Origin of the sequence: Chryseobacterium binzhouense, from assembly GCF_007474545.1 — a bacterium.
Classification (GTDB): Bacteria; Bacteroidota; Bacteroidia; order Flavobacteriales; family Weeksellaceae; genus Chryseobacterium; species Chryseobacterium binzhouense.
This window is the reverse complement of sequence record NZ_VKOG01000004.1, coordinates 73,756-87,680: the sequence shown is the minus strand read 5'-3', so window position 1 is coordinate 87,680 and position 13,925 is coordinate 73,756. Positions and strand designations below refer to the sequence as shown.

General features: G+C 33.9%; 10 protein-coding genes and 2 tRNA genes. 8 read left to right on the top strand and 4 right to left on the bottom strand.

All coding sequences use genetic code 11. The features are described from left to right. Positions 1–13: 13 nt before the first annotated feature. The gene (locus tag FNE73_RS11205) at positions 14–1,732 is read left to right on the top strand and encodes a T9SS type A sorting domain-containing protein (RefSeq protein ID WP_143884700.1); all 1,719 of its coding nucleotides are present in this window, start codon (positions 14–16) and stop codon (positions 1,730–1,732) included. 44 nt (positions 1,733–1,776) lie between these two features. Here the strand turns inward: FNE73_RS11205 and FNE73_RS11200 are convergent, their stop codons facing one another. After that, positions 1,777–4,596 (bottom strand): gluzincin family metallopeptidase, encoded by a 2,820-nt coding sequence (locus FNE73_RS11200; protein WP_228430052.1) that lies wholly within the window; start codon positions 4,594–4,596, stop codon positions 1,777–1,779. Between the two features lie 160 nt (positions 4,597–4,756). Beyond that, positions 4,757–6,115, bottom strand: coding sequence for an orotidine-5'-phosphate decarboxylase (gene pyrF, locus FNE73_RS11195; protein ID WP_143884699.1), 1,359 nt, complete (start codon positions 6,113–6,115; stop codon positions 4,757–4,759). A 356-nt stretch (positions 6,116–6,471) separates the two neighbouring features. Between pyrF and FNE73_RS11190 the strand changes: the two genes are divergently transcribed. Both FNE73_RS11190 and FNE73_RS11185 read left to right on the top strand, forming a co-directional pair. Next, positions 6,472–8,214: a sensor histidine kinase gene (locus FNE73_RS11190; RefSeq protein WP_143884698.1), complete on the top strand. Its 1,743-nt coding sequence runs from the start codon at positions 6,472–6,474 to the stop codon at positions 8,212–8,214. A gap of 10 nt (positions 8,215–8,224) precedes the next feature. Then, positions 8,225–8,866, top strand: a complete 642-nt coding sequence (locus FNE73_RS11185) for a response regulator (protein WP_185147337.1) — start codon at positions 8,225–8,227, stop codon at positions 8,864–8,866. Positions 8,867–9,485: 619 nt separating this feature from the next. Here FNE73_RS11185 and FNE73_RS11180 read toward each other — a convergent pair. Next, complete coding sequence (locus FNE73_RS11180; RefSeq protein WP_143884696.1) at positions 9,486–10,256, bottom strand: DUF3108 domain-containing protein; 771 nt, start codon at positions 10,254–10,256, stop codon at positions 9,486–9,488. Positions 10,257–10,405: 149 nt separating this feature from the next. Between FNE73_RS11180 and FNE73_RS11175 the strand changes: the two genes are divergently transcribed. From FNE73_RS11175 to FNE73_RS11155, 5 genes are all read left to right on the top strand, one after another. Then, positions 10,406–11,461 (top strand): NAD(P)/FAD-dependent oxidoreductase, encoded by a 1,056-nt coding sequence (locus FNE73_RS11175; RefSeq protein ID WP_143884695.1) that lies wholly within the window; start codon positions 10,406–10,408, stop codon positions 11,459–11,461. A 12-nt stretch (positions 11,462–11,473) separates the two neighbouring features. Then, positions 11,474–11,803 carry a 2Fe-2S iron-sulfur cluster-binding family protein gene (locus FNE73_RS11170; protein ID WP_143884694.1) on the top strand — a complete coding sequence of 110 codons (330 nt, stop codon included), beginning with the start codon at positions 11,474–11,476 and terminating at the stop codon, positions 11,801–11,803. Between the two features lie 237 nt (positions 11,804–12,040). Beyond that, positions 12,041–12,115 (top strand) — tRNA-Pro (locus FNE73_RS11165). Between the two features lie 32 nt (positions 12,116–12,147). Next, positions 12,148–12,221: transfer RNA gene (locus tag FNE73_RS11160), tRNA-Arg, on the top strand. Positions 12,222–12,378: 157 nt separating this feature from the next. Then, complete coding sequence (locus FNE73_RS11155) at positions 12,379–13,404, top strand: L,D-transpeptidase (protein ID WP_143884693.1); 1,026 nt, start codon at positions 12,379–12,381, stop codon at positions 13,402–13,404. On the opposite strand, the gene FNE73_RS11150 is transcribed toward FNE73_RS11155, so the two are convergent. Further along, positions 13,401–13,925: an MARVEL domain-containing protein gene (locus FNE73_RS11150; protein WP_143884692.1), complete on the bottom strand. Its 525-nt coding sequence runs from the start codon at positions 13,923–13,925 to the stop codon at positions 13,401–13,403. The genes FNE73_RS11155 and FNE73_RS11150 overlap by 4 nt on opposite strands.

The following is a 13,925-nucleotide window of genomic DNA, read 5'->3' as shown; positions in this document are numbered from 1 at the left end:
CTAATAATCTATTATGAAAAAGTTTTTTTTAATAATAAGTATATGTTTATCTTTTTTGGGATATTCACAAGGGGAGAATGATCATTGGTATTTTGGAGATAAAGCCGCAGTTAGTTTTTCAGGATTAGGAACTCCGTTAACGGACAGCCAAATGTCTACACATCATCAGCCAGTTGGATCTATAAGTGACAGTTATGGTAATCTGCTTTTTTACACTGATGGCAAAAATATTTGGAACAGACAACATCAGATTATGCCAAATGGGAATTTAAATGCATTTGGTACTTGGTCTCAAGCCAATCAATTAGCAATTTTAAAACATCCGGGAAACCCCAATTTATACTATATTTTTACTCCTGTTCCTGTTTATTACAATAATGGCAATACTTCAAATGGAATAAGTACCTACACAATTGTGGATATGTCTTTAGGTAGTGTTGGAAATAATAATTTACCTTTAGGGGATGTATTGCCAAATAATAATTCAGTACCTCTTGCCGGAGCAAATGAATTGCCTTTTGCAGCAGCTAATGTAAATGTAGTTAAGCATTCTGATAATAAATCATTTTGGGTAGTTATTCCAAATAAAGCGAAGCTTTATAGCTATCTCGTAAATAACCAGGGTCTGATAAACTCTCCAGTTGTAAGTGATATACCTGCTAACATTCCAAATTACTCCCCTGTTAATCACTCTTCATATCTTAAAATTTCTCCTCAGGTAAATGTGAGTAGTAATTTTTCAAATTATCTATATGTTGTATATTGGGGAGGTGTAAATGCTAATGATTGGGCAAGTGGTAAAGTATTATCATTTAATAATAGCACAGGAAAAATAACAACTGATTTTGTTTTAGACATAACTACAAATCCAGGTTCTGGATCCTGTGCAGAATTTAATAATAATGGTTCAATTCTTTATGTGGGATCGAATGGTAGCTCAATTGTGCATGGTATTGATATGGTAAATATTTCTCCAAGTTCTGTCAATTATTATGCTTTACCAATAAATTATTCCTCGTCTTCTGATGGTCCTATGGATATGCAGCGAAATAAATACGGTAATATATATATGCCATTTTATTATAGTAATCAGTATTTGGCTAGAATTATTAATCCAAATAATTTCAATAATGCAAATATTGATATTTATAATCTGCATCTGAACGGAAGAGTTGCTGGAAAAAATCTTCCCCAATTAGTTCAGTTCAAAAGTATAGTGGGTGATTGCATTCAAGATATATTACTTACGTCACCGGAAATTAATAATACTTTTATTTACAGGGCATCCAATTCAATTACAACTACAAATTATTCAGTAAGTGTAAATCAGAATATTGAAATGAAAGCAGGTTCTTATATATTACTTACTCCGGATACAGATATCAAGGGTAATTTTTTAGCTAAAATTGAATGGTGTAGAGCGGGTTCTTCTAAGGAAAGTTTTTCAAAGAATTCGTCATTTGACAAGCCTATGAGATTATCTTTGGATTTGCGGACGAAAACTGTTTCTGAAAATAAGGTATCAATCTCTCCAAACCCAACTTCAGACATCCTAAACATCAAAACAGATTCAAAAATCAATGCAGTATCTGTAGTTGATATGACAGGAAGAAAAGTTGACGTAAAATTAAATGATACTCAGGTGGATGTAAGAAGTCTTCCGGCTGGAACATATTTAATTAATATTGAAACCAAAGATGGTATTTCTACACAAAAGTTTATAAAAAAATAAAGATCATAAAAAAAAACAGTTATAATTTTGTAGCTGTTTTTTTTTTAATACCAACCTCTTCTTGCAGCATTAATAATTGTACTCAGATTCAGGATTAATGTGTAGCGTATTCTTCTTCCGTAATCCTTAAATGCAGGTTCAAATCCCAAAGAAGACTGTACCGGTAAAAATACTTCAAGAAAATCAGGAATAACACGTACTTTTAACCCACTGTCCCAAATAAATTGGGTCGGCTGATTTTTATTTTTGTATAAACCCGCATCGGCATAAACGTGAAAAATTTTCCATACACTGGAGTCTACATTGAATGTCGTAATCCACTGGTTTACACTTCCCGGGATAAAAGATTTGAAACCGCCTTCCGCCAATATAAACTGTTGTGATAAAATTCCTTCTGTTGCGCTTTGTCCTAATAGATTATAGGAGAATGAGTAATCTGAGACTCTCGAAATTCCATAATTAAAAGTATTGTTTCTGGTTTCGTTTCTTGCAAAATAACCTGCAAAAAGTCTCAGGCTGAGCTTTTGTCTGGGAGCAAATTCCCATCGGTAAAAGCCTTCTGCGGTAATTTTGTTGTAGTCTTCCATTCCCTGCGTACTGATGCTGAAACTTTTCTCATGAATCATCTGATTATCAGTGTATCCGTAACCAATCGTCCATAAGTTATATTTGCCGTAGTCATTTTCTGCAATCATTTTCGGACTTAGATCACGTTGAAAATAGGTATAAGAGATTCCTAATCCGCGACTTACAGTGCTTCTCGGATTTTTTCTGAAGCTGATATTGGAATACAAAGAATTCTTCTGATAAGCTAAATCAAAATCATAGTGGAAATATGATCCTGAAACCCCAAAAGTCAGTCTCTGTATCACGCTTTCAGCAGGAAGAAAAGAGTAGGAGACCGCGCCCGAACCTGTAAGTTTTCCTGTCCCGGTACTGTATGACGGCGTAATGGAATATAAAAATTTCTGATCAAAAAGTGATTGGTTTTTAAAATTCATCCCGATGAGAAACTTATCATAAGTGTTGGTAAAACGGATTCTCGGGTTGAGATAAATTTCATTAAATTCAGGATTCGGAATATCCTTAATCAGCTTAAATTTAATTTTTTTTGCATTGGAAAAAAGTCCTTTTGTGTAAAGGAAATTATCACGGTAATTGGCTTCCGGGAAAATGTAATCATTGTTTAAAGTGATTTTATAAACATCTTCGGCGGGAAGCTGTACTGTTTTCAGGCGTTCATTTTTTTCTGTTTCAATCCAATAGGGAGTTCTGATGCCTTCTTTGGTCTGGGTTTCCAGCTTTACAGGAATATTTTCGTCTGTGTTTTTAACAATTTTAATATTCAGGGAATCATTTTCAATTCTGAAATTTTTCAGTCTGAAATTTACCCGATGCTTTCTGTCTATGAAACTTTTGAGGTATTCGGAAGAAGTTTCTTCTTTTGCCAGCTGATCCAGGAAGTCGTCAGGATTTATCTGTCTGTCGGTGTTTTCTGCAATATAATTTTTGACAAGCGTATTGAATTTTTCTTCTCCCATTTTATCGGCAGTATAGCTGAAAAGGGTTCCTGTTTCAAAGCTGCTGATCGCCATATCATTAAAGTTACTCAATACAGTAAAAGGTTCGTCAATTTTCTGATCAAGGTTTTGCGAAAGAATGTATTGGTAAGCCAACCCGTATCTGTCTAAAAGTTTTACTCTCGAGGCATGAAATAATTTTAGCGGTTTTACTCCCAAAATTTTTGTTTCCGGAAGTTTCCCCAGAAGTTTTGCCTCGCTGTAAAATTTTTTAAGATACTGAATTTCAAGATAAGACTTTAAACCATTCTTGAACCAGTGATTTTCCTGTTTGGATGTGATGATGTTTTCGTCAAGAATTTTTTTGCTGATGATCCCAAAATAATCCAGATCTGCATTTTCTGCATCTGAAAAAAGTTTAAACCTGAATTTCCAAAATTTGATATCGTTATTTCCGAAGAAATCTTCTTTTGCTCTGAATTTATCTGAAATGAACAGTTTTTCCGGAATAATCCCCACTCTTTCTTTAATAAATTTTAGTTGTAGCGGAAGATAAAATTCAAGATTTTCAATTTCCTGAGGACTAAGAGGATAGCCAAACTGTATTTCGGTTTTTATATCATTTGTGCTAATTTTAATGGACGGAAATTCATTCTTAGTCAGAAGAAACTCCGGATCAGAATCAAGGTATCCCTGAAATGAATTGGGTTCGTTCTCAGAGAGATTACTTTCGATAAAAAAGTTGCCATTATTTCTAAATTTTACCTTCCAATAAGTATTAAAATTTACCGATTCTTCTATATCGTGGTAATTTCTTCGGGTATTATTCTCAGCATCAAAATGATCCGGTACTATGAAGAAATATTTTAAAGCAATGTCCTGTGCAGAAGTTCCGTATCCGGTAAATTTTTTGTCGGGAAGCTGTATTATGTAATGTAGGTTTAGCTTGATTTTTTCTCCGGGATGCAGAGGCTGGTTCAGTGCCAGAAAAAGATTTTCTTCTGATGTCTTATTCATAAGAACAGGGTTGTTGTCTGTACTGTTGATTTCTAGATTTAAGACTTTTCCCAGCTCCTGTTTTTTTGCGAAATGAAGACTGTAGTTCCTGTCTTCAAGTTTTCTGTATACCAGAGATGTTCCGCGTTTGTTGTAAGCTGCCGTCCAGTTGAGCAGTTTTATACTGTTGAGATCTTTATCAGAATGATTATGATAAACGATCTGCTGGCTTATTTCGAAGGTTTTTTTGTCTGACGATAGTTGCGCATCAATAGAAATGCTGTCTTTTTGAGCATCCACCTGCACAACCCACAAAAATAAAATACTACTTAGGAAAAATTTTTTCAATGTTTTGATAAAGCTTCAAATATAGCGTATTTTATATCAAATCAAATACCTTTTTATTCAGGATTATTGTTAAAATTTTAAATATTCAGATACAAAAAATCCTGAAAATGACTTTGAGAATAAAGACCACTTTCAGGATATAATATAGACTGTTTTCTTATTACAAAGAGTTCAGATAAGCATTCCAGCCTGCATTTTTGTATGTCGCTGCGGCTGTTTCAGGATTGTCAGATTTGTAGATTCCTCTTCCTACGATAATGAAATCGGTGTGCAGTGTTTTAAAAACGTGTTCAGGAGTATTGTACTGTTGTCCTTTTCCGTCACCCGAATCTGCAAGGTTTACTCCGGGAGTAAACAGCAAAATATCTTCAGGAACTGGATTTTGTGAAACTCCGCCAATCACATTAGGATGAGAAAGTGCAACTTTCAGTGCCTCTTCGCGGTAGTTATTTGAAGTTAAAGTTCCTTTGGAAGACATTCCGATAATAGCAACTACACCAACATTTTTGAAGCAGTCTAAAGATTCAAAACCGCCAATTACCTGAGATGTAACAAAATCTGCCCAGTCGGTGATCCTGAAAACTCCGCTGGTAAACTGCAGTTCCTGTGTATTTCCAATGTCAGCAAATTTTCGGTCTTCCATCAATAGGAATTTATGCCTTGAAGCAATTTCTTTTAAAGGAAGAATCGTATTCTGATAATCAAAATCGGAGATGATATCAATATGCGTTTTTAGAGCAATAATATGAGGTCCTACTTTGTCTGCGAGCTCAAGAAGTTCCTGAGTTGTCGTTACATCGGCAGAAGCAATAAGATTTGATTCTTTTGCCAAAGCAGTTTCTAATAATTTTTTTGAAACGGAATGTTGTGCAAGTTCAAATTTCTGCTGATAAGAGAGTCTGGTTTTTTCTTCGAACTGAATATGATTTCCCTTAAGAAAATCGTTAATTCTCTGTACCTCATCATCACAAAGATCACCGTTTTCCTGTAAAATACTACAAACTTCAGAAATGTTGAATAAAGTGTGAACTCTGTAACCTCTGCTTTCCAGCAATTGCTTACCGCCCTGTTCTCTGTCAAGAACGACAACAATATCGGCTACTTTTATATCTTCCTGCTCAATTTCAGCGATGGTTTCTATCAAAGATTTTCCGGAAGTGATAACGTCTTCTACCAAAAGACAGTTTTGTCCTTTTTGATAAATACCCTCTATCATTTTTTTGGTACCGTATTCCTTTGCTTCTTTTCTTTTAATAATTAATGGAATATAGCTTTCCAGAGACATTGCAGTTGCCATCGGAAGTGCTGCATAAGGAACACCGCAGATCAGATCAAAATTATCTAATGGAAGCATATCCAAAAGATAATTGGCAAGATTTTTTAAAATTTTAGGATCTGAAGCAAGTGGTCTTAGATCTACATAAAAAGGACTTTCGATGCCGCTTTTCAGCGTAAATCTTCCGAATTTGATAATGCCGAGTTTGTAGCACTCCAAAAAGAATTCTTTTTTACTTTCCATTATTTTTTATTAGATGTTGCAAATTTAAGGATTTGATGTTAAACGTCACTTGATAATTATGCTTCACAACTTAAAATATAGTTTTTTAAGCTATGGTCAGTTTTAAATTGTTGGTTCTTAGTGTTTTTAATACTTTAAAAACAGATTACGGTTTTTTAGGTATATGATAGTAAAAGTTATTGCATTATCGCTTTCTAGTAATTTTTGTGTGAAATATTATGAAATATAACCATTTGGTTAGATAGGGATTAATTATTTTTATATAACTTTTATATCAAAACAGGATGATTTTTTTAATATTATGTTTAATTTTACACCTATAAGTACCATACAGAAACTTTCAACTACCTGTCAATATGAATAAAAAAGATAATTCATCGCAATCATTTGGATTCCGGTACAGAAAAATCGTTCATTATTCCCTTATTGTATGTATCTTGCTGATCCAGCTTATTATTGCCGCATTTTTTTACAATGAATTTATCAAAAGTAAAAACTTATCTTTTATAAAAAAGCAGTTGGAGGAGATTCATTCTCTTGAAAATCTCACAGATAATTCAAAAAACGAATTGCTCACAGCACAGGAATATCTTCAGAAATATATGGAGACTAAAGATGAAGCTTATCTTGATTCCTATTTCAAATCTCTTAATACTTTAGATAAAAATTTAGATGTCATCAATAATTACGAAAATAAATTTCCGAAAATAAAAGAAATTTCAAAACCTGCCCCAAACTCATCTTCAAATGTAAGTGAACTGAAGCAGCTTATAGATTCAACTTATCAATATTCTGCTCAGCCTGATTTTAGAATAAACAATTCTGACCTTCCTCCTTTTAGAAAATATTCTTTAAATTATGATTTTGACAAGTTTGATTTTGTACTAGATACAAAGGTTTTTAAAGATACAATCCGGAAGAAAGGGCTTTTCGGACGTTTGGGAGATGCAATTTCAGGTAAAGGTGAAAGAGAAAAAGACAGTGTTGTCGTCACTGTAAAACAAGGAGTAATGCCTACTTCAAGAAGCATTAAGGCGGATTTTGACAGTATTTTGAAAGTCGTTAACAATCATTATTTAGTAGAAGATAAAAAGATAAAAGTAAGAGTAAATAATTCCAGAAATAATAACGATAAATTTTATAAGGTATTTAATAATCTATTTGTCTACAGTACAGGATTGATGAGTATGTATGAGCAGGCAATAAAAAGTTCAAAAACTGATCTTGAAAAAGAATACGAGAAACAAAATTCAAAAAACAATAAAATCAGGACCAATCTCATTTTCGGAGCAATGATACTCATGTTTATTGTATCTGTTCTTATCATGCTTCTTACAAGAATTGCATTTGTTTACGAGCAAAGATTAAGTGCCGCAAATCTTCAGATCAAAGAGAACCTTAATTTTAAAAACAGAATTTTGGGTATGCTGAGCCATGAACTGAGATCACCATTGAAAATTATCGGGCTTTTTATCAACAGAATCAATAAGAAAACAAATGATGAAAGCATTAAAGAATATCTGAAATCTATTAGTTTTACAAACAATACACTGCTTATGCAGGCAAATCAGATTTTGGAATATACCAAAAACCAGCAGGTTGAAAATAAAATCATTCCTGTAGTTTTTAATCTCAATCAGGAGATTTCGTCTATTATGAATTCGATGGAGCCGTACATTGAAACGAGAAATAATCAATTTGTTGTTAATCAGGAAATTGATAAAAATATTGAGGTGTTTTCAGATAATACCAAGATTAATCAGATTTTTATGAATATATTGGGGAATGCCAATAAGTTTACTGAAAACGGAAAAATCACAGTTAATACAAAATCAGAATTTTTGGATGATCACACAGTAGTTCTTACCGCAAAGATAAGTGATACTGGAGTAGGGATTTCTCAGACTGATTTGAAAAATATTTTTGAACCTTATTATCAGGGCGTTTTATCTACGGAAGTTGAAAATCTGGGAGCAGGTTTAGGATTGAGTCTTTGCAAGGAACTCGTAGAACTCTACAATGGAAGTATTTCAGTTGAAAGTGAGCAAAACCAAGGCACTACAGTTTCTTTCAGTATTAATTTAGAGGTCAAACATTAACTTGAAAATCATGTATTCAGAAAATAATCATATCAATTTTTTATTAGCAGACGATCATAGCCTTATAAGACAGGGGATGGAATTTGTCATTGAAGATATAGGATGGGAGGGAAATATTTTTCATGCATCAAATCTCAAGCAGGTTTTGAACACAATCGAAAATGAAGAGATTGATATTGTTATTATAGATGCTGTTTTTCCGGACGGAAACAGTTTAAGTATTATTCCTGAAATAAAAAAGCTAAGCCCAAAAACCAAAATTCTGGTTTTTTCAGGACTTGATGAACAGTCACATTCCCTAAGATATATTAATGCAGGAGCCAACGGCTTCCTGAGTAAAATGAGTGAAGAGGAAGAAACTAAAAATGCTGTTTTAAAAATATATAAAGAAGGAAAGTATTTGTCATCAGTTACACAAACGGTATTGTTGGAGTCAATAAACAATCCAGGTGCTGTAAATCCTTTGCAAAGACTTACACAAAGAGAGTTTCAAATCGCTGAAATGTATGCAAAAGGATTAGGAAATCTGGAAATAGCCAATATTCTTGATGTAAAACAAAACACAATAAGTACTATCAAAAAAAGAATTTTTGAAAAACTGGAAATTGATAATATTGTTGAACTCATAGAGCTGCTCAAATCAACTCATTAGTTTTATTTAATAGTACTGATTTTCAGTAGTTTAATGAATTTCAATTTTGTGTTTTATTCTTTGTAGATAAATATCTACAACCGTATCGAATTCTATCTATTGTTTTTTTTTGCCCAGACTTGCTGATGTTGGTAATTTTACAACATCAAAATTGATCATACGAAATCAATGATGGGTTTAATAAAAACACAAATTTTTAATCTGGTTATTTAATCAAATTAAAAAAGAAAGAAAAATTTTTTGGTGGTAGTTTAAAACACAAATGCGAAAAAAAATTAAATCTTCTCTACAGAGCCAAAAACTCTGTAGAGATATTTTCGAAATCAGATACGGTTCTATAAACACAAATTAATTACCACTTTTCTATTGCAGAACATCCCACTCTGTAATAGGTATTAAAACTAAATAGTTTTCAAGTATTCACAAATGACTGAAAAATGCCTTAGTATAATTACAGAGCTTTAAGCTCTGTAATCAATACAGGTGATACTAACTCTTCGGCTATAAGCAAATTTTAGATAATTTAAAATGCTGTTTCTTAAACTATGAAACAGCATTTTGTTTTATATTATACTTAGATAATTTAGTCTTTATTCAGAAGTATTAATCTTATGCCATGTTATTTTGTAAATTTCAAAGGATATTTTACATTCTTAAACTCATCAATACTCGCCTTTAAAGATCCAACAGCAAGTTCTGCCTTCAAAAGAATCGGGATGTGATTATAATCGTTACTCACCCACATAGTAACACCTTCTTTTTCTTTGAAAACTCTGCCGCTTTTTACTGACGGGATTATTTTCAGACAATTAATAGTTCCGAATTTTGTTTTCAGGTTTTCAGTTCCGGTAACTTTCAGCTGAAATGGAAACATTTCGTCGTCAATCCATACATTCATGTTGATGACAGTTCCAATCTTAAGTTCAGCAGGTGTTTTGCTTCTCAGATAATAGAAACACGATAGCATATCCTGAACTCCCTTTACGGATTTTATGGTTTTTGAACCATTAGCAGGAGTTTTCTTATCCGTTAATATCAGTGTGTTGTTATTATGGTTAAACACCGTCTGCAAATGTTGTGTGTAACTGCCTTCCCGTACATTTCTCACATAGAAACTTGGGAGTTCTGTGGCAATATTAATGTAACTTTCATATAAATCTTCTACTTTGAAAAAAGCTCTCACGGCTCCGGTTGTTTGTCCGGTACCTTTTACATAAAGATGAGGTGAGCCGTTATAATTAACTTTTTTAGTGGTAAGATTAGCGTAGCCTGCGTTGAGAAAACCATAATGAATTCTTAAACTTAAAGATTCGCCGTCTGAAATATTGGTAAGTTGGGAGTAGCCTAAAAATGATATAATAGTGGTTACAATAATGAGTATTTTCTTCATAATCTACATTTTACAAAAACATTGCCAATTTTCCGGACATGTTTTTGTGTCTTTGATAAATCTCAGTTTTTTATTTAGGCAATCCTAAATATGCTTCGCATTAAAATTAGTAAATTTGCGAATACAAATTATTAAATAATCGTCAAATTATGATTACTACGGATATATTAATTATCGGAGCAGGACCAACGGGACTTTTTGCTGTATTTGAAGCAGGATTGCTTAAAATGAAATGCCATATTATTGATGCGCTTCCACAGCCGGGAGGTCAGTTGGCAGAGTTGTATCCTAAAAAACCGATTTTTGATATTCCTGGTTATCCTTCTGTAAATGCAGGAGAATTGATTGATAATTTAATGGAACAGATCAAGCAGTTTCAGCCAGGTTTTACTTTGGGAGAAACAGCTGTTTCTTATACAAAAGTTGATGATGAATGGTTTGAAGTAGTAACGAATAAAGGCACAGTTCACAGAGCAAAAGCTATTGCTATTGCAGGAGGACTTGGGACTTTCGAGCCTAGAAAGCCAACCATTGAAAATGTTGCAGACTATGAGGAGAAGGGTTTAGAATATTTTGTAAAAGAACCTGAGCAATTCAGAAATAAAAAAGTAGTGATTGCAGGTGGAGGAGATTCTGCACTTGACTGGAGTATTTTCCTTTCCAATGTAGCAAGTGAGGTAACATTGATCCACAGAAGAAATGAATTTCGTGGGGCTTTGGATTCTGTTGAAAAAGTACAGGATCTTAAAAATCAGGGTAAAATAAAACTTATTACACCGGCTGAAGTAACGGGAATCAAAGGAGACGGAAAAGTAGAAGCAATCACGGTACAGATTGACGGGAAGGAAGCAGAAGATATTGAAACAGATTATTTTATCCCTCTGTTCGGGCTAACTCCAAAATTAGGTGAAATTGGAAACTGGGGACTCAATATTGAGAAAAATGCTATCGTTGTGAATAATGCTTTAGATTATCAGACCAATATTGACGGGATCTATGCAATTGGTGACATCAATACTTATCCTGGAAAATTGAAGTTGATTCTGTGCGGATTCCATGAAGCGACATTGATGTGCCAAAGTGTTTACAACAGATTGAATCCCGGAAAAAAATTCGTTTTAAAATATACAACGGTAAGCGGAGTTGACGGATTTGACGGCAGCAGAAAAGAAGCTGAAAAAGCGGTTGTCAAAAAAATTGACTAATTTTGTGGAATTATGTCAGATATAAACATCAAAATTACGGATAGGGAAGGTGTTACGCATGATATTGTAGCACCTACGGATATGTCAATGAATTTAATGGAGATCATCCGTTCTTACGAATTGGCAGAAGAAGGAACTATAGGAGTATGCGGAGGAATGGCAATGTGTGCTTCTTGTCAGGTATATGTCATTAATAACCCCGGTCTTCAAGAAATGGGTGCAGAAGAAGATGCTATGTTGGGTGAAGCTTTTCATGTGCAGGACAACAGCAGATTGGGCTGTCAGCTTCATATATGTTCAGAGATGGAAGGTTTAGAAGTAGAAATTGCCCCGTATCCATAAGATAAATACATTTATGCATAAGAAGCCGCATCATTCTATATGATGGGGCTTTTTTTAGGAAATAGCCAATGGATTTTTTCGTCATAATGAGCTGATAATTATTGCTTTAAATAAGATTAAATTTTATATCTCTAAAAGTTTTAAAATTATCAGTGTTTTTATTTGTTTGTGTCGCAAAAAATGCGTTATTTTGCACCCACAAAAAACAAGTTGATTGTTTACAAGATGACCTCAATTCGGGGCGTAGCGTAGTCCGGTCATCGCGCCTGGTTTGGGACCAGGAGGTCGCAGGTTCGAATCCTGCCGCCCCGACAGTTTTCGATAATTTTCTCAAAATTACAAATGGGTGCGTAGCTCAGCTGGATAGAGCATCTGCCTTCTAAGCAGACGGTCAAAGGTTCGAATCCTTTCGCGCTCACAGAACCTTACAATTATTTGTGAGGTTTTTTTATTTTTACATGAGTTTTAAAAATTATTATAAATTTAAGCTTAAAATTGAAGGTATTGTATTTCTTAGTAATTTAGGTCTAATATTTGCAAATTACATCGCAGATTCAAAATGAATTTTTATTTATATGACAAAATATACCTTGACTAAATCTTTCTTCTATACTTTGCTTTTTGCATTATTTATAATTTCATGTAAAAAAGAAGAAGTTAATAATACTGACAATCAAATAACTACGGCACCAGAAGCAATTGCCCAAAGTGAATCTGATCCGGATTCTATAAAAACAGAGCAGGCACAGGAGTCTTCTCCGCCGGTAATTCAGGAAAATGGCTTTTATAATGCACTGGCAATTCCCAAAGACAAGAAAAAGCGTGATTCTGTATATGCAGCTTTCAGTAAAAAATATAATGAAAAAGAACGATACGCTATTTTAGCTTTGAACAGGCTTGATTCTAAAAGCAAGTGGAATTCTGATACATTAGTCGTTCCTGCAAAAATTGATACTACATTAATGGCATATTCGCCATTTCCTCTTCAGCTTGATGTATTAAACGAGGTGAAAAAGTTTGTTGTTTTTTCCTATCCAATTCAAGCGTATGCAGTTTATTCTAACGGAACTTTAGTAAAATGGGGACCTACAAGTATGGGCAAGAAAACGGCACAGACCGATAGAGGTCTCATGTTTGCAAACTGGAAAAAAAAGCTGGCAATTTCTACTGTGAAAAGTGAATGGAAACTTCCTTATAACTTTAATATCCACAATACGCACGGAATTGGATGGCATCAGTATGATCTTCCGGGATATCCTGCTTCCCACTCTTGTCTAAGATTGTTGATGAATGATGCGATCTGGCTTTACAGCTACGCTGATACATGGATTTTGAATCCGGGTGGCGCAACTACAAAAGCGAAAGGAACACCGGTGTTGGTTTTTGGAGACTATCCTTGGGGGAAAAGAAAGCCATGGAGAAAACTTCTGGATGATCCGAACGCTAATAATATTTCTGTGGAAGAAATGACAAAAATTGTTCAGCCGCATGTAGAAAAAATGATCAATGAACAAAGCAACAGGGAAAAAGTAGCAGATTCGATCAAGGCTGCAAAAGCATCTGAAGCTATTCTGAAAGAATCCGAACCTGCTGAAAATTAATTATTTTTCTCAAACTTAAGAGTAGATTCCTCTGCGAAATTTCTGAGCTTTTGCATTTCATCTTTTGCTTTATGCTGACCAAATCTGGCTGCTGCATAGGTAGCTGCAATTAGTAAAAGCATCATAAATGAGGCATTCAATGCCCAAGGAAATTCATGGCTGTTGATCTGAGATTCTACATAGTACATCGTAAAAAAAGTCATCCACATAATAGAAAACAGGAAATAAAGAAACATAAAGAAAGTCCAGACAGCAGAACTGGGACCGAAGACGCCTCTTATAACCGTAACTCCTTCATCCATTTCGGTTCTCAGAGAAAGACAGGGTTTCCAATAATTGTCTTCTTTTGCAGAAACAGTAATTGTTGCCATTTCTTTATTGACATTGCCTCGGAATTCATCTCTATGTTCCGTTAAATATTTTTTCAGATTATCAGCATATTCTTCTTTACTGAGATGAGTAAACATTTTAAATCTGGGACGATTCCGGATTTTGTCTAAGGTTGATTCTTGTGTTTCCAT